The organism is Citricoccus sp. K5, assembly GCF_902506195.1.
Taxonomy (GTDB): domain Bacteria; phylum Actinomycetota; class Actinomycetes; order Actinomycetales; family Micrococcaceae; genus Citricoccus.
On the sequence record NZ_LR732817.1, the window covers coordinates 1,286,046 to 1,307,467 of the forward strand.

At 69.7% G+C, this 21,422-nt stretch carries 23 protein-coding genes, 1 tRNA gene and 1 riboswitch; of the genes, 22 read left to right on the plus strand and 2 right to left on the minus strand.

Annotation, left to right across the window (positions count from 1 at the left end; translation table 11 throughout):
- Window positions 1-14: 14 nt before the first annotated feature.
- Window positions 15-88 (minus strand) — tRNA-Gly (locus BOSE125_RS05765).
- 199 nt (window positions 89-287) lie between these two features.
- Between BOSE125_RS05765 and BOSE125_RS05770 the strand changes: the two genes are divergently transcribed.
- The 14 genes from BOSE125_RS05770 to BOSE125_RS05835 all read left to right on the plus strand — a co-directional run bounded on the left by BOSE125_RS05770 (window position 288) and on the right by BOSE125_RS05835 (window position 13,384).
- Window positions 288-1,229 (plus strand): PD-(D/E)XK nuclease family protein, encoded by a 942-nt coding sequence (locus BOSE125_RS05770; RefSeq protein ID WP_236557835.1) that lies wholly within the window; start codon window positions 288-290, stop codon window positions 1,227-1,229.
- A 5-nt stretch (window positions 1,230-1,234) separates the two neighbouring features.
- On the plus strand, window positions 1,235-1,792 hold the full coding sequence (gene def / locus BOSE125_RS05775; protein WP_159550838.1) for a peptide deformylase: 558 nt from the start codon (window positions 1,235-1,237) through the stop codon (window positions 1,790-1,792).
- On the plus strand, window positions 1,789-2,910 hold the full coding sequence (locus tag BOSE125_RS05780) for a methionyl-tRNA formyltransferase (protein ID WP_159550840.1): 1,122 nt from the start codon (window positions 1,789-1,791) through the stop codon (window positions 2,908-2,910). Before def ends, BOSE125_RS05780 begins: the two co-directional genes overlap by 4 nt.
- The gene (locus BOSE125_RS05785) at window positions 2,907-4,646 is read left to right on the plus strand and encodes an RsmB/NOP family class I SAM-dependent RNA methyltransferase (RefSeq protein ID WP_159550842.1); all 1,740 of its coding nucleotides are present in this window, start codon (window positions 2,907-2,909) and stop codon (window positions 4,644-4,646) included. Before BOSE125_RS05780 ends, BOSE125_RS05785 begins: the two co-directional genes overlap by 4 nt.
- An 8-nt stretch (window positions 4,647-4,654) precedes the next feature.
- Complete coding sequence (rpe, locus tag BOSE125_RS05790; RefSeq protein WP_159554774.1) at window positions 4,655-5,332, plus strand: ribulose-phosphate 3-epimerase; 678 nt, start codon at window positions 4,655-4,657, stop codon at window positions 5,330-5,332.
- A gap of 37 nt (window positions 5,333-5,369) precedes the next feature.
- Window positions 5,370-5,514: riboswitch (FMN riboswitch) on the plus strand.
- A gap of 124 nt (window positions 5,515-5,638) precedes the next feature.
- Complete coding sequence (gene pnuC, locus BOSE125_RS05795) at window positions 5,639-6,346, plus strand: nicotinamide riboside transporter PnuC (protein ID WP_201301146.1); 708 nt, start codon at window positions 5,639-5,641, stop codon at window positions 6,344-6,346.
- Window positions 6,343-7,542 carry a bifunctional diaminohydroxyphosphoribosylaminopyrimidine deaminase/5-amino-6-(5-phosphoribosylamino)uracil reductase RibD gene (gene ribD / locus BOSE125_RS05800; RefSeq protein ID WP_159550844.1) on the plus strand — a complete coding sequence of 400 codons (1,200 nt, stop codon included), beginning with the start codon at window positions 6,343-6,345 and terminating at the stop codon, window positions 7,540-7,542. The genes pnuC and ribD overlap by 4 nt, the downstream gene beginning before the upstream one ends.
- 61 nt (window positions 7,543-7,603) lie before the next feature.
- Window positions 7,604-8,356 (plus strand): riboflavin synthase, encoded by a 753-nt coding sequence (locus BOSE125_RS05805; protein WP_159550846.1) that lies wholly within the window; start codon window positions 7,604-7,606, stop codon window positions 8,354-8,356.
- A gap of 89 nt (window positions 8,357-8,445) precedes the next feature.
- Window positions 8,446-9,837 carry a 3,4-dihydroxy-2-butanone-4-phosphate synthase gene (ribB, locus tag BOSE125_RS05810; protein ID WP_159554778.1) on the plus strand — a complete coding sequence of 464 codons (1,392 nt, stop codon included), beginning with the start codon at window positions 8,446-8,448 and terminating at the stop codon, window positions 9,835-9,837.
- The gene (ribH, locus tag BOSE125_RS05815; RefSeq protein WP_159550848.1) at window positions 9,834-10,376 is read left to right on the plus strand and encodes a 6,7-dimethyl-8-ribityllumazine synthase; all 543 of its coding nucleotides are present in this window, start codon (window positions 9,834-9,836) and stop codon (window positions 10,374-10,376) included. The genes ribB and ribH overlap by 4 nt, the downstream gene beginning before the upstream one ends.
- Window positions 10,377-10,446: 70 nt before the next feature.
- Window positions 10,447-10,710, plus strand: a complete 264-nt coding sequence (locus BOSE125_RS05820; protein ID WP_159550850.1) for a phosphoribosyl-ATP diphosphatase — start codon at window positions 10,447-10,449, stop codon at window positions 10,708-10,710.
- An 83-nt stretch (window positions 10,711-10,793) separates the two neighbouring features.
- Window positions 10,794-11,645, plus strand: coding sequence for an ATP phosphoribosyltransferase (gene hisG / locus BOSE125_RS05825; protein ID WP_159550852.1), 852 nt, complete (start codon window positions 10,794-10,796; stop codon window positions 11,643-11,645).
- 25 nt (window positions 11,646-11,670) lie between these two features.
- Window positions 11,671-12,441 carry an imidazole glycerol phosphate synthase subunit HisF gene (gene hisF, locus BOSE125_RS05830; RefSeq protein WP_159550854.1) on the plus strand — a complete coding sequence of 257 codons (771 nt, stop codon included), beginning with the start codon at window positions 11,671-11,673 and terminating at the stop codon, window positions 12,439-12,441.
- Window positions 12,442-12,484: 43 nt separating this feature from the next.
- Entirely contained in the window at window positions 12,485-13,384 is a 900-nt protein-coding gene (locus BOSE125_RS05835; RefSeq protein ID WP_159550856.1) for a GNAT family N-acetyltransferase, read from the plus strand.
- 6 nt (window positions 13,385-13,390) lie between these two features.
- Here BOSE125_RS05835 and BOSE125_RS05840 read toward each other — a convergent pair whose 3' ends face one another.
- Window positions 13,391-14,086 carry a maleylpyruvate isomerase family mycothiol-dependent enzyme gene (locus BOSE125_RS05840; RefSeq protein WP_159550858.1) on the minus strand — a complete coding sequence of 232 codons (696 nt, stop codon included), beginning with the start codon at window positions 14,084-14,086 and terminating at the stop codon, window positions 13,391-13,393.
- Window positions 14,087-14,125: 39 nt separating this feature from the next.
- Here BOSE125_RS05840 and hisI point away from each other — a divergent pair, with 39 nt between their 5' ends.
- The 8 genes from hisI (at window position 14,126) to lgt (ending at window position 21,340) form a co-directional block, all read left to right on the plus strand.
- On the plus strand, window positions 14,126-14,560 hold the full coding sequence (hisI, locus tag BOSE125_RS05845; protein WP_159550860.1) for a phosphoribosyl-AMP cyclohydrolase: 435 nt from the start codon (window positions 14,126-14,128) through the stop codon (window positions 14,558-14,560).
- A complete protein-coding gene (locus BOSE125_RS05850; RefSeq protein WP_159550862.1) occupies window positions 14,553-16,193 on the plus strand; it encodes a chorismate-binding protein in 1,641 nt (546 codons plus the stop codon). Before hisI ends, BOSE125_RS05850 begins: the two co-directional genes overlap by 8 nt.
- Window positions 16,190-16,813, plus strand: coding sequence for a Trp biosynthesis-associated membrane protein (locus BOSE125_RS05855; protein ID WP_159550864.1), 624 nt, complete (start codon window positions 16,190-16,192; stop codon window positions 16,811-16,813). Before BOSE125_RS05850 ends, BOSE125_RS05855 begins: the two co-directional genes overlap by 4 nt.
- Window positions 16,814-16,956: 143 nt before the next feature.
- Window positions 16,957-17,229: an HGxxPAAW family protein gene (locus BOSE125_RS05860; RefSeq protein WP_159550866.1), complete on the plus strand. Its 273-nt coding sequence runs from the start codon at window positions 16,957-16,959 to the stop codon at window positions 17,227-17,229.
- On the plus strand, window positions 17,229-18,050 hold the full coding sequence (trpC, locus tag BOSE125_RS05865; RefSeq protein WP_159550868.1) for an indole-3-glycerol phosphate synthase TrpC: 822 nt from the start codon (window positions 17,229-17,231) through the stop codon (window positions 18,048-18,050). The genes BOSE125_RS05860 and trpC overlap by 1 nt, the downstream gene beginning before the upstream one ends.
- 97 nt (window positions 18,051-18,147) lie before the next feature.
- Window positions 18,148-19,458, plus strand: a complete 1,311-nt coding sequence (gene trpB, locus BOSE125_RS05870; RefSeq protein WP_159550870.1) for a tryptophan synthase subunit beta — start codon at window positions 18,148-18,150, stop codon at window positions 19,456-19,458.
- Window positions 19,458-20,288, plus strand: a complete 831-nt coding sequence (gene trpA / locus BOSE125_RS05875; protein ID WP_159550872.1) for a tryptophan synthase subunit alpha — start codon at window positions 19,458-19,460, stop codon at window positions 20,286-20,288. Before trpB ends, trpA begins: the two co-directional genes overlap by 1 nt.
- Entirely contained in the window at window positions 20,288-21,340 is a 1,053-nt protein-coding gene (gene lgt, locus BOSE125_RS05880) for a prolipoprotein diacylglyceryl transferase (RefSeq protein WP_159550874.1), read from the plus strand. Before trpA ends, lgt begins: the two co-directional genes overlap by 1 nt.
- Window positions 21,341-21,422 lie beyond the last annotated feature (82 nt).

Genomic DNA, 21,422 nt, shown 5'->3' on the forward strand with positions numbered 1-21,422 from the left:
ATTGGAGACTTGCGAGCGGATGACGAGATTCGAACTCGCGACCTCCACCTTGGCAAGGTGGCGCTCTAGCCAACTGAGCTACATCCGCACAGAAAACTGGTGACCGGAAAAACCAGTCACCGTGATTTCCAACGAGAGATGACTCTAGTGCACGTCAGGCGGGAACGTCCAATCGGGATCTTTCCCGGCGTGTTCCGGTCTGTTCAGGTCTGTTCCGGCGCGTTCCCACCAGAACCCCCGCCCGGACGGACGCTAACGTGTCCGTCGCAGTGGGAGAATGGATCATCATGACCCAACCCCAACTCGCCCACCAGACCGAACACGGACGCATGTATGCCCGGAGTCTGTCCGGCGTGCCCGAGGTTCCGTCCATCACCACGGTGATCTCGCAGCAGAACACAGACCTCAGCGGCTGGGTCGGCCATATGGCGGCGACCGCCGTCATCGAGGACCCTCGGCTGTCCCAGGCGGTCGGCTCCAAGCCGCAACTGAAGACCGTGGCCAGGCAGGCCTCGAATGCGGCCGAGCGCTACCGGGACGAGGCGGCCGCCCGCGGAGACCGTGTCCACAATTACGCCGAGCAGGTCGGGCTGCACGCCCTCGGCAAGCCGCACCAGATGGCCCAGATGCGCGCGGTGCTCGCCGAGCATGGGGAGGGTGCCTACGCCGACCGGTTCGATGAATGGTGGGACCTCTACGACGTCCGGCCCCTCGCCACCGAGATCACCGTCTGGAACGGCACCGTCGGGTACGCCGGGACCCTGGACCTCGTGGCCTCCATCGGCGGCCGCACGTGCATCATCGACTACAAGACCAAGGGCACCACGCGGGACGGGCGTGTCAAACCCCTCGACGCGAAGGTCGTCATGCAGCTCGTGGCCGGGCTGAAGGCAGAGGAGTCTCTCGTGGACCCCGTGGCCGGGACCTGGGAGCCCTGGAAGTACGGAGATGCGCCGCTGCTGCTGGGGGTGGCCGTCGGACAGACCGAGGTCGTCGCCCACCAGGCCAACCCCCAGGTGTTGCCGGACCACTGGCGCAAGTTCTGGTCGCTCCGCCAGGTCTGGGGCTACTCCCAGGCCGCTGACGGCGCCGGTCCGGCACTGCGACCCATCGGCCCCCCGCCCGCATCCACCGTGCCGGCCGCATCCACCGTGCCGGCCGCATCCGCCGCGCCTTCAGCGTCCTCAGTGCCAGCAGCGACCCCGGTTCCCGGGGCGCAGATACAGTAGTCGCCGTGACTGTCCTGCCCATCCGCACCGTTCCCGATCCCGTACTGCGCACCCTCGCTGACCCCGTGCCGGTCGGCCGTCGAAACCTTCACCAGCTGGTGCGGGACATGTTCGAGACCATGGACGACGTCGGCGGTGTGGGTCTCGCTGCCCCGCAGGTCGGCGTGGGGTTGAGGATCTTCACCTTCGATGTGGAGGGCCAGCGCGGCCACGTGGTCAACCCGGTCCTGGAGACCTCGGGTCAGAAGCTGACCGAACCGGGGGAGGGCTGCCTGTCCGTGCCGGGACTGCGCTACCACCCCGAACGCTTCGCCGAGGCCACCGTCACGGGCGTCGACCAGGACGGGAACCCGGTGAGTTTTAGGGGCGAAGGTCTGACCGCACGCTGCTTCCAGCACGAGGTCGACCACCTCGAGGGCATGCTCTACATCGACCGACTCACCGGTGAGGACCGCAAGGACTCCCGCCGCAAACTCCGCGATCCCGGCTATGGCCGCATCACCGGCTCCACCCGGGCCGACCGCGCGGCAACGACCAGCTCCAGTTTCGGAGGTTCTCTGTGAGCGCTGCACCGAGCGATAACTCCGCCTACCGGATTCTGTTCGCAGGAACCCCGGACACCGCCGTCCCGTCGCTGGACGCACTCGTGGACGCCGGCTTCACGATCGCCGCCGTGTTGACCCGTCCGGATGCGCCGGTGGGTCGCAAGCGCGTCCTGAGCCCCTCACCGGTGGCCGTCCGTGCCGCGGAGCTGGGCCTGCCGATCCTCCATGCCTCCCGCCTGACTGGCGACGCCGGCCGGGAAACCCTGGACCGGATCGCCGCGCTGGATCTGGACGCGGCCGCCGTCGTGGCCTATGGGGCCCTGGTGCCCACAGCCGGCCTGGACTTGCCGCGCCACGGCTGGGTGAACCTGCACTTCTCGCTGCTGCCCGCCTATCGGGGCGCCGCACCGGTGCAGCATGCCGTGATCGACCAAGCACCTCAGACCGGAGCGTGTGTCTTCCAGTTGGAGGAGGGACTCGACACGGGGCCCGTGTTCTCACGCCTGGTGCGTGACCTGCAGCCCGGAGAGACGTCCGGGGCGGTGCTCGCTGACCTGGCAGTCTCGGGCGCGGATCTGCTCGCGAGCACGATGGCCGCCATCCTGGCCGGCGCTGCGTCGGCCGAACCGCAGAGCGGCGAGCCCAGCCTCGCCCCCAAACTGGACCAGGCTGACGGGTTCGTGGACGCCGCACGGCCGGCGGCCGCCGTCGCCGCCCGGATCAACGGCACCACGCCGGAGCCCGGCGCCTGGGCCCTGCTGGAGGAGAGATCGCCAGCCACGGAGGAAGCGGCAGGAGCGGCGGAAGTGGCAGGAGCGGCAGGGGGCCGGCCGGCGCAGCAACGGGTCAAGCTCCTCGGTGCCGTCCCGGAAGATCTTCCCGAGGGTGCCGCTGACCTTTCTGCTCCGCCACCTGCTCCGCCACCTGCTCCATCGCCTGCTCCATCGCCTGGCCACCTGCACCGCGGACGCAAGACGGTGCATCTGCAGTGCGCGGACGGGACGGTGCGGTTGGTGCAGGTCCAGCCCGCCGGCAAGAAACCGATGTCCGCGGCCGATTGGGCGAGGGGACTGCCGGAGGGCACCCGGTTCCAGACGGGATCCACGGCAGAGACAGCGACTGAGGGAACACGATGAGCGAGCAGGGCAAGAGCCGCGGGCCAGGCCAGCCAGGGAAATCAGGCCGGCCTGGGCAGCCAGGTCGGCCGGAACGCCGCAAGGAGCAGCGCGGCCAGGGTCAGGGGCAGGGCCGCAACGAACGCCGCGACGAGCAGGGCCGCACCCGCAACCGCGGCACCTCCGGCGGACCGCGGCAGTACTCGGCGTCGGCACCCTCACAGCGTCGCCGGTCGGCGGATCCGTCCCGGTTGGCGGCCTTCGAGACGCTGACCGCGGTCAGCAGGGACGACGCCTACGCGAACCTCGTGCTGCCGGGGCGGATCGCCGCCCACCGGCTGGACAAGCGGGATGCCGGCTTCGCGACCGAACTGACCTATGGCGCCCTGCGCGGGCAGGGCTTCTACGACGCCGTGTTGGCCACCTGTGTGGACCGCCCCCTGGACCAGCTCGACCGTCCTGTCCTGGATGCCCTGCGGCTCGGCGCCCACCAATTGCTCGGCATGCGGGTGCCGTCCCATGCGGCCCTGGACTCGACGGTGTCCCTGGTGCGCGACCAGATCGGTGCCGGCCCCTCCGGCCTGGTGAACGCCGTGCTCCGCAAGGTCACCGCCCAGGACCGCGAGGCGTGGCTGGACCAGCTCGCGCCCGTGGACGAGCAGACCGGTGCCGCCTCGGATGTGGCCCTGGCTATCCGCCACTCCCACCCGCAGTGGATCATCCGGGCCCTGCGTCAGTCACTGGCCAACCACGGGCGCCCCGCTGAGGGACGGTCGGCTGAACTCGAAGCACTGCTGGAGGCGGACAATGCCGCCCCGGTGGTCAACCTGGTGGCCCTGCCCGGATTGGGGGACCTGCAGCCTGTGCTCGCGGCCGGCGCGGAACCCGGACCGTTGGCACCGGGCTCGGCCCTCTACCGCGACGGCGACGCCGGCCGGTTGCCAGGCGTGAAGGAAGGCACCATCCGTGTGCAGGACGTGGGCTCCCAGCTCACGGCCCGTGCCCTGGCGGTGGTCCCCGTGGGCAGTGCTGCGCCGGGTGCACACGGGGCATCAGGGGATGCGCACACGCCGGAACGCTGGCTCGATCTCTGCGCCGGCCCCGGCGGCAAGGCGGCCCTGTTGGCCGCGTTGGCCCGCGAACAGGGGGCGACCCTGCTGGCCAACGAGCCGGCCGAGCACCGGGCCAGGCTCGTGGAGAACGCATTGGCGGCCGTGCCGGGCGGATCGAGCGCGGCTGATGCGGCTGATGCAGACAACACCTGGTCCATCCGCTGCGGAGACGGCCGGGACGTCGGGACGGAGCAGCCCGAGGCCTTCGACCGGATCCTGGTGGATGCGCCGTGCACCGGGCTCGGAGCCCTGCGGCGCCGGCCGGAGTCCCGGTGGCGGCGTCAGCCCTCGGACCTGGGCCCACTGACCGAATTGCAGCGCCAGTTGCTTGACTCAGCGGTGGAGGCGCTGAAGCCCGGCGGCGTCCTGGGGTACGTGACCTGCTCGCCCCATCCTGCCGAGACGGTGTTCCAGGTCCAGGATGTGCTCAAGCGCCATCCCCGCTTGGAACTCCTGGACACCACCGGCTACCTGACCACCGTGGCACCGGCTCTGCAGGATGCTGGCAGTGAGCCGACTGCGCGCTCTGCCGGTTCCGGAGCCAACCCCGGCGCCAGCTCCGCCGGCAACACCAGCCAGCTGTGGCCACACCTGCACGCCACCGACGCCATGTTCATGGCCCTGTTCCGGAAGGTGGAGTCGTGAGCCACGCCATGCCCCACCACGCGGAGCACTCCCGCGGCATCCACATCCACCCATCCATCCTGTCGGCCGACTTCGCCCGGCTGGCCGAGGAACTCGCGCGGATCCGGAACGCCGACGCCGTACACGTGGATGTCATGGACAACCACTTCGTGCCGAACCTGACGCTCGGTCTGCCGGTGGTCCAGGCCATCCGCCGGGCCACCGACCTGCCGCTGGACGTGCACCTGATGATCCAGGACGCCGATCGCTGGGCGCCCGCCTACGCGGAGGCCGGCGCCCATTCCGTGACCTTCCATGCCGAGGCGGCCGGGGCGCCTATCCGGCTGGCCCGGGAACTGCGCTCACACGGGGCCAAGGCGGGCATGGCGCTGAAGCCGGCGACCGCCGTCGAGCCCTATCTGGACATGCTCGAGGAACTGGACCTGCTGTTGCTCATGACCGTGGAACCGGGTTTCGGCGGCCAGCCTTTCCTCGACGTGGTCCTGCCCAAGATCCGGCGAGCCCGGGAAGCTCTGGACGGTTCCGGTGTGCCGGTCGCCCTACAGGTGGACGGCGGCGTCACCCGGGACACCATCATGCGCGCCGCCGAGGCCGGCGCGGACGTGTTCGTGGCGGGCTCGGCCGTCTACGGGGCAGAGGACCCCGAGGCCGCAATTGACGAATTGCGAAGCGCCCCGCTCCGCTGAAGGCGGACACGGGGATGCGTTGTGGCACAATCGTGTCAACGTGCTCCGGGGTCGGTGTAAATCCGAACCGGCGGTCAAAGTCCGCGACCCGCGCGTCGACCCACACCCGTGGCCATCGACCAGCGGTTGAACCGGTGGAATTCCGGTACCGACAGTTAAAGTCTGGATGGGAGAAGCACGTGCAGCACCGCCGTTCCGGTGGGTGTGGTTTCGCGGTAGCCGTTTCGGGCTACCCGGGATCGCTCCATGGGAGGGGCGAATCCGCAGCATGATCCCCCGGAGCCGCCGCGTTCCGAAGGAGGATTCATGGATTTCATGCGGTGGCTCGTCGAACTCTTCAATTGGTACATCCCGGTCGCCGGCGGCGGCCTGTTGATGCGAGAAGTGGTCGGCAACATCTTCGGTCTGGCCTCGGCCCTGGGCGGCATGCGCCGCAAGGTCTGGGCCTGGCCCATCGGCATCATCGGCAACGTCATCCTGCTCACGGTGTTCCTGTCCAGCCTGTTCGGCGGGGCGGACGCCGCGAACCTGCTGGGCCAGGCCGGTCGCCAGATCATGTTCATCACCGTCTCGGTCTACGGCTGGGTGCAATGGCGCCGCGCCAAGGCCGAACGCGCCGGTGACGACACGGCGATCGCGCCCCAGTGGGCCGGGCTGAAGGCCCGCATCGGGATCGTGGCGGCCATGGTGATCGGCACCCTGGCCCTCACTCCGCTGTTCACGGCGCTGGGGTCCTACGAGCCGGTCTGGGCGGATGCGTGGACCTTCGTCGGCTCGCTCATCGCCACCTACGGCATGGCCCGTGGCTGGGTCGAGTTCTGGCTGGTGTGGGTGGCGGTCGACGTCGTGGGGGTGCCGCTGCTCTTCAGCGCGGGCTACTACGCCAGTGCGTTCATGTACATGTTCTACGGGGCCTTCACCCTCGTCGGCTTCTTCGTCTGGGTGCATGCCAAGGCGAATGAGAAGCCCGAGGTCGAGACGGTCATGCCGGATCCGACGGTGCGTGTCCCATGAGCGCATCTGACAGCGTCACTGCCGGTCACCATGCTGCCGGTCCCGAGGAGGCCCTGGCCCTGGCCGTGGCGCAGGCCCTACGCGGGACCCGAGGTGCCAATCCGCTCGTGGGGGCGATCATCACCGCCTCGGACGGCCGGGTGCTCGCCTCCGGATACCACCGCGGCCGCGGCACCGCCCATGCCGAGGTCGAGGCCCTGGCCGGATTGCGCGGATTCGGTGGCTCCAGTGGCTTCAGTGGCCTCAAAGAGTCCACCGAGTCCACCGAGTCCACTGAGTCCACGAGGATCGATCCCGCCGACACCACGCTGTGGATCACCCTGGAGCCCTGCGACCACACCGGCACCACCGGCCCCTGCACCGAAGCCATCCTGGCCTCGGGGATCCGGAGGGTGCGGTACGCGGTGGCGGACCCCACCGGGCTCGACGGCGGCGGCGCGGCCCGGCTGCGCAGCGCCGGGCTGGACGTGGCGCAGGTCGACGCGGATCAGGTGCGGCGTGCCGGGGCGGTCAACCTCAATCGACGCTGGACGCTGGCGCGCGACAGCGGACGTCCCTTCGTGACGGCACATCTCGCCCAGTCCCTGGACGGCCGCGTGGCAGCCGCCGACGGCACCAGCCAGTGGATCACCGGACCAGAGGCCCGGCGGCATGCCCACCGGGTGCGCTCCCGGGTGGACGCGATCATCGTCGGGACCGGGACCGTGCTCGCGGACGATCCGCGGCTGACGGCACGGGATGAGGACGGCCATGACCTGCTCCGCCAGCCGGTCCCGGTGGTGCAGGGCCGTAGGGCCGTTCCCGCCGGGGCGGCCCTACGGGGTGGCGCCTCCTGGCTCCATGTCGAGAGCCATGACCCTCAGGTGGTCCTGGATCAACTGACCGCCGGAAACGTCGCCGAAGGCAACACCGAACGCCCCTCCGTCTCCACCTCGTGGCCCCACGGAGGGACCAGTCCAGGCCATGTCCTGATCGAGGGCGGCCCCACCGTGCTGTCGGCCTGGATGGGGGCCGGCCTCGTCGATGAGCTGTTCCTCTACCAGGCCCCTCTGGTCCTCGGCTCCGGCCCGGCCGGACTCGACCTGCCCCAGCACACCACCCTGTCCCATGCCCTGCGCCTGACGCTGGACGCAGCCGAGAACGGCGCCGTCAGCCGGCTCGGGGACGACGTCCTGCTCCACTATGCGGCCCTTTAGATGCAGAGGCGCGAGCTGCACAGACCCCATGACCCATCACGGACCTCCCGGAGGGAACACCATGTTTACCGGAATCATCACTGAACTCGGCACCATCACCGAGCTCGAACACCGCCCGGACCACGACTCGGCGCGGCTCACCATCCACGCACCGGCCTCGAGTGTCGATCTTCCTCTCGGCGGATCCCTCGCTGTCAACGGCACCTGCCTCACCGCCACGGCGGTGTCCATGACCGATGGCGCCAGCACGGAGGGCCTGAAGCCCGGCTCCGTCGTCGTCGACGTCATCGGTGAGACGCTGCGCCGGACCGCCATCGGCGACCTGCAGGCGGGGGACCGGGTCAACCTGGAACGCTGCATGCCGGCCTCGGGCCGCTTCGACGGCCATATCGTGCAGGGCCATGTCGACGGCACCGGGACCATCGCCAAGATCGAGGTCCACGGATCGTGGCGCCAGGTCCGCATCGCCCTGCCCTCCGGGCTGGGCCGCTACGTCGCCGAGAAGGGGTCCATCGCCGTTGACGGTGTCTCCCTGACCGTCACGGCCGTCAATGACGTGAACCGGGCTTCGGAGTCAGAAACCCTGTCCGGGGCACCGTCCGGAGCCATCAACGACTGGTTCGAGATCGGTCTCATCCCCGCCACCCTGGCCGAGACCACTCTCGGTACCCGCAGCCTGGGGGACCGGGTCAACCTCGAGGTCGATGTGGTGGCCAAGTACGCCGCCCGGCTGACGGACCATGATCGTGCCAGTGCCAGTGCCAGTGCCAGTGCCAGTACCAGTGCCACCGCAGGGCAGGAGGTGACGGGATGAGGTCCCCAGCGCAGCCGACTGAGGCCCAGCCGAATCAGGCTGCACCGAACCAGGCAGCATCAAACCAGGCAGCACCGAACCAACCATCGATCCAGCACCCGATCCAGCTGGACTCGATCGAGAAGGCGATTGCGGCCATCTCGGCCGGGCGGGCCGTCGTCGTGGTGGATGACGCAGACCGTGAGAATGAGGGCGACATCGTCTTCGCCGCGGACGCCGCCACCCCGGAGATCGTGGCCCTGACCGTGCGCTACACCTCCGGAGTGCTGTGCGCGCCGATGCCGGCCGACGTCGCCGAACGCCTGGACCTTCCGCCCATGACCGCGCGCAACGAGGACCCCAAGGGAACCGCGTACACGGTGTCCTGTGATGCGATCGCCGGCACCACCACGGGCATCTCCGCCGCGGACCGCGCGACCACGCTCAAGGTGCTGGCCGACCCCTCGGCCACCGCCAACCTGGTCAGCCGCCCCGGGCATGTCTTCCCGCTGGTGGCGGCGGCCGGCGGCGTGGCCGAGCGGCGCGGACACACCGAGGCGGCCGTGGAACTGAGCCGGCTCGCCGGTCGGACCCCGGTGGGGGCCATCGCGGAACTCGTCAATGACGACGGCTCCATGATGCGCCTGCCCGGCCTGCGCCGTTTCGCCGATCGGCACCGGTTGCCACTGGTCTCGATCGAGGACCTCGTCGCGTATCTGGCGACCGAAGGCGACGAACACCGTGACGAGCACCGAGTGGTTCCGGGTCTCGAGCGCGCTGTGGAGCCAGCGGACGAACCCGACACCAGCACGCCGACGGTGAACCTGCCCACCCGCTACGGCACGTTCCAGGTGTCCGTCCATCCCGAACAGGAGACCGGCGCCGAACATGTGGTGCTCCAGGCGCCGGGTGCCGGGACCACCGGGCTGGACGTCGCGGCTCCGCTCGTCCGGTTGCATTCCGAGTGCCTGACGGGGGACGTCTTCGGTTCGGAACGCTGTGACTGCGGCGCCCAACTCGACCATGCCCTGCGGCAGGCGATGGCCGAGGGTGGAACGGTGATCTACCTCCGCGGCCATGAGGGGCGGGGGATCGGCCTGGCCAACAAGATCCTGGCCTACGCACTGCAGGACTCCGGACTCGACACCGTCGCCGCGAACGAGCATCTCGGCCTGCCCGCCGACGCCCGCAGTTACCGGTCCGCGGCCGCGATCCTGCGCCGGCTTGGACTGGACCGCATCCGACTGGTGACCAACAACCCGGACAAGTCACAGCAGCTGGAACGGGAGGGGATCGAGGTGGCGGAGATCGTCCCGAGCCCCGCGCCCGTCACCGAGCACAACCGCGGCTACCTGACCACCAAGCGGGACCGCATGGCGCACCGGCTCTCCGGTGACCTCGTGCCGCGGCAGGCGAGCACGATGCCCGGGTCACCGGCCACGTCACCTGCAGCAACATCACCAGTAACCACACCACCCGAAACCACAGGAGATACAGCATGAGCGGTCACGGAGCACCCCAGGGACTGGGCGCAGACCTCGGAGAGAAACTGGCGGGGAAACGCACGACGGCGGCCGGCACCACGGACTCGAACGGCCCCCTGCGCGTCGCCGTGGTCGCGGCCCAGTGGCATGAACAGGTCATGGAGGGGCTGCTGGCCGGCGCCCGTCGGGCGGCCGCCGACGTGGTGTCGGCAGCGCAGCCGATGGCTGGGTCCGGGATCGAGGTCGAGGAGTTCCGCGTCCCCGGGACCTTCGAACTGCCCGTGGCGGCGGCCCGGCTGGCACCCCGCTTCGACGCGATCGTGGCCCTCGGCGTCGTGATCCGAGGCGGGACCCCGCACTTCGAGTACGTCTGCTCCGGGGCGACGCAGGGCCTGGTGGACGTGTCCGTGCGCACCGGGACCCCCGTCGGCTTCGGGGTACTGACCTGTGACAACGAGGAGCAGGCCCTGGACCGGGCCGGGCTCGAGGGGTCCAGCGAGGACAAGGGGTACGAGGCGTTCCAGGCCGCCGTCCTGACGGAACTGTCGCTGCGCTGAGCGGTGGCTTCGGCGTCACATTGGACGGGCGAGGTCAGAGGTACTGTCCGGCGGTGGCTACGCTGGGAGGGTGAAAACCTTCGATGAACTCTTTGCCGAGCTGAGCCGGAAGGCCGAGACCCGGCCGGAAGGGTCCGGGACCGTTGCCGAACTCGACTCCGGAGTCCATGGGATCGGCAAGAAGGTCGTGGAGGAGGCCGCCGAGGTGTGGATGGCCGCCGAATACGAGTCGAAGGACGAGGCGGCCGAGGAGATCTCCCAGCTGCTCTACCACCTGCAGGTCATGATGATCGCCAAGGGCCTGACCCTTGAGGACGTCTACCGCCACCTCTGAGGCGCCCCGGCAAGACGCCGACCGCCTCACCATCCGCCGCGCCACCCACCACACCACCCACCACACCAGGAGAACCAGCACGTATGCTGCGCATCGCCGTTCCCAACAAGGGCGCCCTGTCCGAAGCCGCCCGAGACATGCTCCAGGAAGCCGGATACCTTCAGCGGAGGGACTCCAAGGAACTGGTGATGATGGACCCGGAGAACCAGGTGGAGTTCTTCTACCTGCGGCCCCGTGACATCGCCGTCTACGTGGGTCAGGGCACCCTGGACATCGGGCTGACCGGGCGCGATCTCTTCCAGGATGCCCAGGTCGGCGGGTCCGCGGAGGAGATCATGGCCCTGGGCTTCGGCAGGTCCACCTTCCGCTTCGCCGCCCCGGTCGGACGGTTCTCCTCGCAGGCCGAGCTCGAGGGCAAGCGCATCGCCACCAGCTATGACGGGCTGCTCGAGGACTACCTCGCCACCCAGTCCGTGAAGCCGGAGATGATCGTGCACCTTGACGGTGCCGTGGAGTCCTCGGTCAACCTGGGCGTGGCGGACGCCATCGCGGACGTGGTGGAGACCGGCAGCACGCTCAAGGCTGCCGGCATGGAGACCTTCGGCGAACCGATCATGCGGTCCGAGGCCATCATCATCGGTCAGACCGGGCGCCGCCCCGAGGGCCTGGATGTGTTGCTGCGGCGCCTGCAGGGTGTCCTGGTGGCCCGCCGCTACGTCATGATCGACTATGACGTGAGCCGCGCGAACCTGGACCGGGCCTCGGCCGTGACCCCCGGTCTGGAATCGCCGACCATCTCCCCGCTGCAGGACGAGAACTGGGTCGCAGTCCGTTCCATGGTCAAGAAGGGGGACACCAACAAGGTGATGGATGAGCTCTATGACCTCGGCGCCCGCGCCATCCTGGTCTCCGCCATCCACGCCATCCGCATCTGATCCCGAACCACCCGAGGAAGTACCCATGCCCGTTGCCGTACGCGTGATCCCCTGCCTGGATGTCGATGCCGGCCGGGTCGTCAAGGGTGTCAACTTCGCGGCCCTGCGGGACGCCGGCGATCCCGTCGAGCTGGCCCGCCGCTACAACGAGGCCGGCGCCGACGAGCTCACGTTCCTGGATGTCACCGCCTCCACCGCCGACCGTGCGACCACCTACGAGGTGGTCTCCCAGACCGCCGAGGAGGTGTTCATCCCTCTGACCGTCGGCGGGGGCGTGCGTACCGTGGACGACGTGGACCGGCTGCTGAGGTCCGGCGCGGACAAGGCGTCCATCAACACCGCGGCCGTGGCCCGGCCGGAGGTCATCAACGAGATCACCCAGCGCTTCGGATCCCAGGTCCTCACCCTGTCCCTCGACGCCCGCCGCACGGACGATCCGGCGGTGGGCTCCGGCTACGAGGTCACGACCCACGGCGGGCGGCAGGGCACGGGGATCGACGCCGTCGAGTGGTGCCGGGAGGCCTCCGAGCGCGGTGTGGGGGAGATCCTGTTGAACTCCATCGACGCCGACGGCACCAAGGAGGGTTTCGACCTGGAGATGATCCGCGCCGTGCGCGCCGTGACCACCGTTCCCCTCATCGCCTCCGGGGGTGCCGGCGCACCGGAGCACTTCCCGCCGGCCATCGAAGCCGGGGCGGACGCTGTGCTGGCCGCCTCGATCTTCCACTTCGGACCCGTGGACATGATCTCCCGGGTCAAGGCCGCCATCAGGGAGGCCGGCTATCCCGTCCGCTAACCGCCCTACCCCTCCGCGTCCCTCACCGATCGAGTTGCAGCGCTTGACCCTCCTGGGCTGGCCGGCCATCGAGTCACAAGAGGTCAACGGCTGGTCAGTGCGCTTCTCGTCCGGCATCACCCGGCGCGCCAATTCCGTGGTGTCCGCGACGATGCCGGTCTCCGTGGCGGAGATCGAGGCCGCCGTGGATGAAGTCGAGCGGAGAAGCGCCGAGCGCTGGCTGGCTCCGACCTTCCAGCAGTGGCTGCCGGCGTCGGGATCCTGGCTGGAAGGCCATGCGGAAATTTCTCCGGAGAACACTTCCGAGAACTCTTCAGAGGACTCCTCGGGGGTGTCTTCAGCGGGCATCACCATCGCGGCACACCACGTGGAGTCCGAAGCGTTCTTCGAGGGCCAGCACCGCCTGGGCCATCTGTTGGAACGCCGCGGTTACGAGGCCGTCGCCCCGACCGGCGTGCTGTGGATGGATCGGGAGGCTCTCCCGGCGGACGCCGAGTGGGACCGGCGCATCCTCGTCAGCGACACCCTCAGCGACGAATGGCTGGAGGCCTACATGGGCCGGGACGCGGGCAGCGGACCATCCGGGGACGATTCCGCCAGCCGGATGGTCCACCGCCGCCTGCTCGGCGGCGGTCGCAGCCGCTTCTACAGCTGCCTGGACGAGGACGGCAACATCGCCGGCGGGGCGAAGGTCTCCCTCGTGACCCCAGAGGGATCCTCGAACACCTTCGCGGGAATCTATGCGCTGTGGGTCCGTGAGGACCGGCGCGGGCGGGGACTCTCGGCCCTCCTGTTGGATGCCATCTTCAACCACCTCGTCCGGCTGGACGTCTCCGGGTGCTGGCTGCAGGTGGAGGAGCGGTCCACGCGGGCGAGAGCCGTCTACCAGGCGGCCGGCTTCTCGACGGTGGCGCGGTACCGGTACCTCACCCGCGCCCACTGACGCAGCTCAGTCCAGCAGCACCAGGGCATGGTCACGGCGGCCGAACGCATGCAGCACGAGTTCCCCGGCCGGACCGGAGACGGTCCGGGTCTCCTCGTCCTTGCCGGTGGGGCGCGCCACCAGGCGTTGGCCCGTACTGCGGGCCAGGACGACCCCGGTCGGCTCGGAGCGGTACATCATGCGGACCCGGCGGCCGAACTCGGTGAACAGGGCGTTGGCGTAGTCGTCGGCGAGGTGGCGCGGGGCCCAGCGGTCCTGTGCGCGCCGGACGTCCTCGGTGTGGACGAAGAACTCGAGCAGGTTCGTGGCCTGGGCGGCACGGCGTGCTGCGGTGGACCCCTGGATGGTCTTGGTCAGTCTCGAGGCCCGCGGGTTCTGGCGCAGCCGCGCCGGTGGCTGCGGCCCGGAGGCCACCCGGTCCACCAGCTGCTGGTAGGCGGGCGGCGAGGACGAGGCGTCGCCGAGTTCCATGGTCTTCCGCTCCAGGGTGCGGGCCAGGGGACGGAGCACCAGGCCGGCCACGAGCGGCGAACTCTCCCGCAGGACGATATGGGCTGCGAGGTGCTCTGTCTGCCATCCCTCACACAGGGTCGGCCGGCCGGGACCGGCGGCCAGCAACGACTCGACGAGTGCATCCCGAGAGGCCGCGGTGAAGTCGCGTCCAGGTGTCTGGCCGGTGGTCCGGTCGGCGTGGTTCCCCATAACAGGGACAACGCTACACGGAGCCTAGACTGGATCACCATGGACAACACCGCCTCCGCCGATGTGGCACTCGACCCGGCGATCGCACAGCGGCTCAAGAAGACGCCAGACGGCCTCGTCGCCGCCATCGCCCAGCAGCACGACACCGGCGAGGTGCTGATGCTGGGATGGATGGACGAGGAGGCCCTGCGGCGCACCCTGGTCTCCGGCCGGGCCACCTACTATTCGCGCTCACGGCGGGAGTACTGGCGCAAGGGGGACACCTCGGGCCACATCCAGGAGGTCCGGTCCGTGGCCCTGGACTGCGACGGCGACGCGTTGCTCGTGCAGGTCGACCAGACCGGCGCCGCCTGCCATACGGGCACTCGCACGTGTTTCGACGGACGCCGGCTTCCGCTCTCCGGCGCTGACCGTCCTGACCCTGCTGACGTGCCTGCAACCACCACAGCGAAGGAGACCACCACGGATGCGTGAGCTCGGCACCATCACCCCCTCCGCGGAGGATTTCGAGGACCTCGCCGGACAGCACCGGGTCATCCCGGTCACCCTGACGGTCCTGGCGGACGGCCTGACTCCGGTCGGCATCTACCGCCGCCTGGCCGCGGACGAGCCCGGCACCTTCCTGATGGAGTCAGCGGCGCAGGGCGGCGTCTGGTCCCGCTACTCCTTCATCGGAGCGGGAAGCGCTGCAACCCTGACCACGCGCCGGCAGGGAGGGGAAGCCGTGGCCCACTGGCTGGGGGATCCCCCAGCCGGAGTGCCCACCCAGGGCGACCCCATCGAGGTGCTCCGGGCGACCCTGGACCTGTTGTCCACCGACGTGCGGGAGGGGTTGGGCGATGACCTGCCCAACCTGGTCTCCGGGTTGGCCGGTTTCCTCGGCTGGCCCACGGTGCGCCGCTGGGAGAAGCTCCCGAGCCCGCCGCCCGACGACCTCGGGCTCCCGGAGATGGCCATGAACCTCATCACAGACCTCGCCGTGCATGACACCGTGGACGGCACCGTCACCCTCGTGGCCAACGCCATCAACCACAACGGCCTGGCCTCCGGCGCCCGCGAGGCGTGGACGGACGCCGTGGAGCGACTGCGCTCGATGGCCGTCCGGCTCACCGGTCCTGCGTCGCCCGGAGCAGCAACGTGGGCTGGGGGCATGACAGAAGGTGGCGTGCCGGGCAGTGGTGACCCGGTGTCCGTCGCCCCGAAGGACTGGCTGAACCTCGACGTCTCGGCCCACGTCCACGACTCGTGGACGCACGAGGGCTTCCTGGACGCCGTCGCCAAGGCCCAGCAGGCCATCGTGGACGGTGAGGTCTTCCAGATCGTCGTCTCGCGCCGCTTCTCCGCGGAGACCACGGCCAGCGGCCTGGACATCTACCGCGTCCTGCGCGCCATGAACCCCAGCCCGTACATGTACCTGTTCTCCTTCGAGAAGCCCGGGCCCGACGGCGGCCGGTACCAGATCGTCGGCTCCTCGCCGGAGGCGCTGGTCACCGTCAACGACGGCTCGGTGATCACCCACCCGATCGCCGGATCGCAGCCCCGCGGAGCCACCGTGGAGGATGACCACCTGCACGAGAAGCTGCTGGTCAACGATCAGAAGGAGCGGGCGGAGCACCTGATGCTCGTGGACCTCTCCCGGAACGACCTGTCCAAGGTCTGCGTGCCCGGCAGCGTGTCTGTCACGCAATTCATGGAGGTGGAGCGGTTCAGCCACATCATGCACCTGGTCTCCCACGTGGAGGGCCGGCTGGAACCGGGGCAGAAGGCCCTTGACGTCCTGGCCGCGGCCTTCCCCGCCGGCACCCTGTCCGGGGCGCCGAAGCCGCGGGCGCTGCAACTGCTGGATGAGTGGGAACCCCAGGAGCGAGGCCCCTACGGGGGCGTGGTCGGCTACTTCGACCTGGCCGGCAACATGGACATGGCCATCAACATCCGCGCCGCGACGCTCGTGGACGGGACCGCCTACGTGCAGGCCGGCGCCGGTATCGTGGCCGATTCAGTCCCGGAGACGGAAGCCGCCGAGACCGTGACCAAGTCGAGCGCACCGATGCGGGCCGTCCTCGCGGCGGGGCTGCTGAGCACCCTGGACCCGGAGGTGACGCCATGATGCTGAAGAGGCGCACCGCGGTCCTGTGGGCCATCGCCGCCGGGGCCATCATCCTCGGCACCGGGGCCCAGACCTGGATCGAGTCGACCCAGATCTCCGGGTTGCCGGGCGACTCGGTGACGACCACCGGGAACGAGGCGGCCGCCGTCGTGCCCGCCATGGCCCTGGTCGGGATGGCCGCCGGCATCGCACTGTCCATGGCCCGCAGGATCGGCCGGTGGATCACGGCGCTGCTCCTGCTCCTCGCTGGAGCGGCGACCGCCTGGTCCTCCCTCCAGGCCGCCCTGGACCCGGCAGCTGCAGCCCGGACCCAGGTCTCCGAGGCCAGCGGCACCACGGCGGACGCGGGGGCCTACGCCGTCACCGTGTGGCCATGGCTGACCCTTGTCGGCGGCATCCTGCTGTTCCTCTGCGGTCTCGCCGTGCTTCTGTTCGGCCGACGGTGGACCACCACCCGCCGCTATGAGGCCACGCCGACCACTGCAACAGCCACAGGAGCCACCGGGACCACATCCACCGCGGCGCCCACCGCGGCGGAGACCCCGGGCGCGGGGGACACCGGGGACCTGGACGAGATCGACGCCTGGGACGAGCTCAGCCGCGGCCAGGATCCCACCTGATCGAGACGGGGCGAGACCTGCGGGTCCGGCACTGACTTCCGTGGCAGAATGAGGCACAGACCTGATCAGTTGCCGCACGCCTGGAACGCGGGCAGTGCTGGCCTGGATAGACCTGGATATACCTGGAACGAAAGGGACGGTCCATGACCACCTCGCACCGCACCACTGACGACGACCTCGTCCTGAACGACCCGACTCACGCCGAGCCCCTCGGCCACGGCAACTCGCCGGCCGCGTGGACGCTGGTGCTGTTGCTCCTCGCCGGATCCCTGCTGGCCGGCGTCGGCATGCTGGCCGACCTGTTCGTCCTGGTCATCGCCGGTGCCGTCGTCGCGGTGGCCGGTCTCGTCGCCGGATTCATCATGGGCAAGGCCGGCAAGGGCACCAAGGGTCACGCCGAGCCCGCCCGGCACTGATGGCCACCGTTCTGGACGAGATCATCGTCGGAGTCCGCGCCGACCTCGCCGAGCGCCGCCGCACGGTCTCCCTGGACGCCATCCGGATTCTCGCGGACGAGGCCACGGACCGTGCTCCGGCCCGGGACGCCTACGCCGCCCTCGGCGGGGGACGTACCGACCCGCAGGGCATCCGCATCCTGTCCGAGGTCAAGCGGTCCAGCCCCTCTAAGGGGGCCCTGGCGGACATCGCCTCCCCGGCTGACCTGGCCCGGAGGTATGAGGCCGGTGGGGCGGCCGCCATCTCCGTGTTGACAGAGCAGCACCGCTTCGGCGGCTCACTCGCTGACCTGGACGCCGTCCGTGCGGCCGTGGACATCCCGGTGCTGCGCAAGGACTTCACGGTGGACGAGTACATGATCCACGAGGCCCGGGCCCACGGCGCGGACCTGGTCCTGCTCATCGTTGCCGCCCTGGACGAGGCGCAGCTGGCGGAGTACCTGGCCGTCACCCACGCACTGGGGATGAATGCCCTGGTCGAGGCCCACACGGTCGAGGAGATCGAGCGCGCCGTGGCCGTGGGCGCCAGGATCGTGGGTGTCAACGTCCGCAACCTCAAGACCCTGGACGTGGACCCGCGGAACTATGCCACCCTCGCCCCGCACCTGCCCGAGGACGTGGTCCGGATCGCCGAGTCCGGTGTCCAGGGGCCGGAGCAGGTGGCCGACTACGCCCGCGACGGGGCGGACGCCGTCCTGGTCGGTGAGGCCCTGGTCAAACACGGCGACCCGACGCAGGCCATCCGCGACTTCCGCGCCGCCTCGCTGGCCGTCCGCGGCTGACGTGTCCCGACCCCGAGGCGACCGCGCCTTCCTCCTGACGTATCCCTGACGTACCCCCGAACCTCCGGAAGTACCCGAACACAGACTGGAACGTACGATGATTGAGCACACCGGGAGCTACCAGCACCAGCCTGGGCCGTACTTCGGCCCCTACGGCGGGCGCTGGATGCCCGAATCCCTGATCGCCGCACTCGAGGAAGTGGACCGGACCTTCACCGAGGCCCGGAACGACCCGGAGTTCACGGCCGAGCTGCAGGACCTGTTCACGAATTATGTGAATCGGCCATCGTTGCTGACGGAGGTGCCGCGTTTCGCCCAGGATTCCCCGGGCGTGCGGATCTTCCTCAAGCGTGAGGACCTCAACCACACCGGGTCCCACAAGATCAACAACGTGATCGGGCAGGCTCTGCTGGCCCGTCGGATGGGCAAGACCCGCCTCATCGCGGAGACCGGTGCCGGTCAGCACGGCGTGGCCACCGCCACGGCCGCAGCCCTGTTCGGCCTGGAGTGCACCGTCTACATGGGCGAGGTGGACACCCAGCGCCAGGCGCTCAACGTCGCCCGCATGGAGATGCTCGGTGCCACCGTCATCCCCGTGACCACCGGCGCCCGCACGCTCAAGGACGCCATCAACGAGGCCCTGCGCGATTGGGTCGCCTCCGTGGACACCACCCACTACCTCCTGGGCACCGTCACCGGGCCGGCCCCGTTCCCGGCCATGGTCCGCTACTTCCACTCGGTCATCGGCGACGAGGCCCGCGAGCAGATCCTCGCGCAGGCCGGTCGGTTGCCGGACGCGGTCTGCGCCTGCGTCGGCGGGGGCTCGAACGCCATGGGCCTCTTCCACGCCTTCCTGGACGACTCCGGTGTGGCGCTCTACGGCCTGGAGGCCGGGGGCAAGGGGATCAGCACGGGCGAGCACGCCGCGTCGATCAACCTTGGCCGTACCGGTGTGCTCCACGGCGCCCGCACCTACCTGATGCAGGACGAGGACGGCCAGACCATCGATTCACACTCGATCTCGGCCGGCCTCGACTACCCGGCGGTCGGCCCCGAGCATGCCTGGCTCAATGACACCGGCCGGGCCACCTACGAGCCCGTGGACGATGCCGAGTGCATGGACGCCTTCCAACGGCTGTGCCGCACCGAGGGCATCGTGCCGGCCATCGAGTCCGCCCATGCCCTGGCAGGCGCCCTGCGCCTCGCGCAGCGCTGGTCGGACGAGGGCGTCGTCAGTGCGGACACCGCCGTTGGTGAGGAGAAGATCATCGTGGTCAGCCTGTCCGGACGTGGTGACAAGGACGTGGCCACGGCGGCGAAGTACTTCGGCATGTTGCCGGACGCCGCGACCCCCGAGGGCGGCGACGCGGAGGCCGTGGCCGCACGCCCCGAAGGAGCGCAGAACTGATGACCGAGCAGAACACCGGACAGCAGATCCGATCGCTGACCACCGAGAGCATCGAGGCCGCGCGCGACGCCGGCCGCACCGCCTTCATCGGGTACCTCCCCGCCGGCTTCCCGACCGTCGAGGACTCGATCGAGGCCGCCGTCGCCCTGGGCAACAACGGTGCCGATGTCATCGAGATCGGCATCCCCTACTCTGATCCGGTGATGGACGGGCCGGTCATCCAGGCCGCCACGAGCCAGGTGCTGGTCGATGGCTTCCGGGTCGACGCGGTCTTCGACATCATCCGTGCCGTCACGCAGCGCACTGACGCCGCGGTGGTGGTCATGACCTACTGGAACATCGTCGACCGGATGGGCGTGGAGACCTTCGCCCGCCGGCTGGCCGAAGCCGGGGGAGCCGGCATCGTCACCCCGGACCTGGTTCCGGAGGAGGCCGGAGCGTGGTTCGAGGCCTCCGACCGCTACGGACTGGACCGGATCTTCCTGACCGCGCCGAGTTCCACGGACGAGCGCGTGAAGCTGATCACCGAGTCCTCGCGGGGCTTTGTCTACGGCGTCTCCGTCATGGGCGTCACCGGAGCCCGCTCCGAGGTCTCCACGGCCGCCGAGAACGTCGTCGCCCGGGCGCACGCCGCCGGGGCACCCCGGGTCGCGGTCGGCCTCGGCATCTCGAAGCCCGAGCACATCCGTGAGATCGGCGCGTATGCCGACGGTGCGATCGTGGGCACCGCCCTGGTGGTGGCCCTGCGGGACGGTGGCCCGGCCGCCGTCGGGACCCTGGCGGCCGATCTGGCCACGGGCGCCGTGAAGAGCTCGCGAGGAGACGCCTGATGGACGGCGCGCTGACCACGGCCGCCATCCCCGCCCCGATCTGGGACGGATTCGACCTCGGGCCTGTCACGATCCACGCGTATGCGCTGTGCATCGTGGCCGGGATGATCGCGGGCCTCTGGCTGGCCTCGCGGCGCTGGAAGGCCCGTGGCGGCCCCGAGGGCAGCCTCATCGACGTCTCCATCTGGGCCATCATCTTCGGCCTGGTCGGCGCCCGGCTCTACCACGTGGTCTCGTCCCCGGATGCCTATTTCGGTCCCAACTTCGACGGCACGGGTGACCTGACCAAGATCTGGCGGGTCTGGGAAGGCGGCCTCGGGATCTGGGGAGCCGTCGCCCTGGGAGCCGTGGGCGCCTGGATCGCCTGCCGCCGCTACGGTTTCAAGATCTCCGCATATGCCGACGTGGTGGCGCCCGGCGTGCTGCTGGCCCAGGCCATCGGCCGGCTCGGCAATTACTTCAACCAGGAACTCTTCGGCGGCCCCACCACGGCGCCCTGGGGCCTGCAGGTGTCCGCCGACCACCCGAACTTTCCCGCCGGTGCCCTCGAGGGCACCCTCTTCCACCCCACGTTCGCCTACGAGATGCTGTGGAGCCTGCTGGGGGTGGCCCTGCTACTGCTGATCGACCGCCGGCTCCAGCTGCGCCGAGGCATGATGCTCTGGTCCTACGTCGCCTGGTACACGGCCGGGCGCACCTGGATCGAGATGCTCCGGATCGACGACGCGGAGATGATCACGCTCTTCGGCACCACCCAGCGCCTGAACGTGTGGACCTCGCTGCTGATGCTGCTGATCGCCATCGGCTTCCTCATCTACCTGGGCCTCACCCGGCCGAAGACCGCCGAGGCGGAGGCCGAGGCCGATTCGGTGTGGCGTGCGGGCCGTGAGCCGATCGAGGAGACCGCAACCGAGACTGGCTCCACCGCTGAGTCCGCGGCGTCATCAGGTGCGGCGGATCCAGCCGGGCCGGCCGATCCAGCCGTCGACGGGGCGAAAGTTAACGCAGCCGAAACAAAAAAAGTGGCTGATCCGGTCGAAAAATCTGATTGACGGCCTCGCACCTCGGTAGTATCGACTCCACTGCATTGACGTGAGGTGAAGCGGACGAAACCGCGTGTTCATCTCTCGTCGT

Bases quoted from the DNA above. Each gene is read 5' to 3' on its own strand.
- trpB (WP_159550870.1), top strand. From the start codon at position 18,148: ATGATTGAGCACACCGGGAGCTACCAGCACCAGCCTGGGCCGTACTTC.
- trpA (WP_159550872.1), top strand. From the start codon at position 19,458: ATGACCGAGCAGAACACCGGACAGCAGATCCGATCGCTGACCACCGAG.
- BOSE125_RS05805 (WP_159550846.1), top strand. From the start codon at position 7,604: ATGTTTACCGGAATCATCACTGAACTCGGCACCATCACCGAGCTCGAA.
- lgt (WP_159550874.1), top strand. From the start codon at position 20,288: ATGGACGGCGCGCTGACCACGGCCGCCATCCCCGCCCCGATCTGGGAC.
- BOSE125_RS05770 (WP_236557835.1), top strand. From the start codon at position 288: ATGACCCAACCCCAACTCGCCCACCAGACCGAACACGGACGCATGTAT.
- trpC (WP_159550868.1), top strand. From the start codon at position 17,229: ATGGCCACCGTTCTGGACGAGATCATCGTCGGAGTCCGCGCCGACCTC.
- ribH (WP_159550848.1), top strand. From the start codon at position 9,834: ATGAGCGGTCACGGAGCACCCCAGGGACTGGGCGCAGACCTCGGAGAG.
- rpe (WP_159554774.1), top strand. From the start codon at position 4,655: ATGCCCCACCACGCGGAGCACTCCCGCGGCATCCACATCCACCCATCC.
- pnuC (WP_201301146.1), top strand. From the start codon at position 5,639: ATGGATTTCATGCGGTGGCTCGTCGAACTCTTCAATTGGTACATCCCG.
- BOSE125_RS05850 (WP_159550862.1), top strand. From the start codon at position 14,553: ATGCGTGAGCTCGGCACCATCACCCCCTCCGCGGAGGATTTCGAGGAC.
- ribD (WP_159550844.1), top strand. From the start codon at position 6,343: ATGAGCGCATCTGACAGCGTCACTGCCGGTCACCATGCTGCCGGTCCC.
- BOSE125_RS05785 (WP_159550842.1), top strand. From the start codon at position 2,907: ATGAGCGAGCAGGGCAAGAGCCGCGGGCCAGGCCAGCCAGGGAAATCA.
- hisF (WP_159550854.1), top strand. From the start codon at position 11,671: ATGCCCGTTGCCGTACGCGTGATCCCCTGCCTGGATGTCGATGCCGGC.
- BOSE125_RS05840 (WP_159550858.1), bottom strand. From the start codon at position 14,086: ATGGGGAACCACGCCGACCGGACCACCGGCCAGACACCTGGACGCGAC.
- BOSE125_RS05855 (WP_159550864.1), top strand. From the start codon at position 16,190: ATGATGCTGAAGAGGCGCACCGCGGTCCTGTGGGCCATCGCCGCCGGG.
- hisG (WP_159550852.1), top strand. From the start codon at position 10,794: ATGCTGCGCATCGCCGTTCCCAACAAGGGCGCCCTGTCCGAAGCCGCC.
- hisI (WP_159550860.1), top strand. From the start codon at position 14,126: ATGGACAACACCGCCTCCGCCGATGTGGCACTCGACCCGGCGATCGCA.
- BOSE125_RS05860 (WP_159550866.1), top strand. From the start codon at position 16,957: ATGACCACCTCGCACCGCACCACTGACGACGACCTCGTCCTGAACGAC.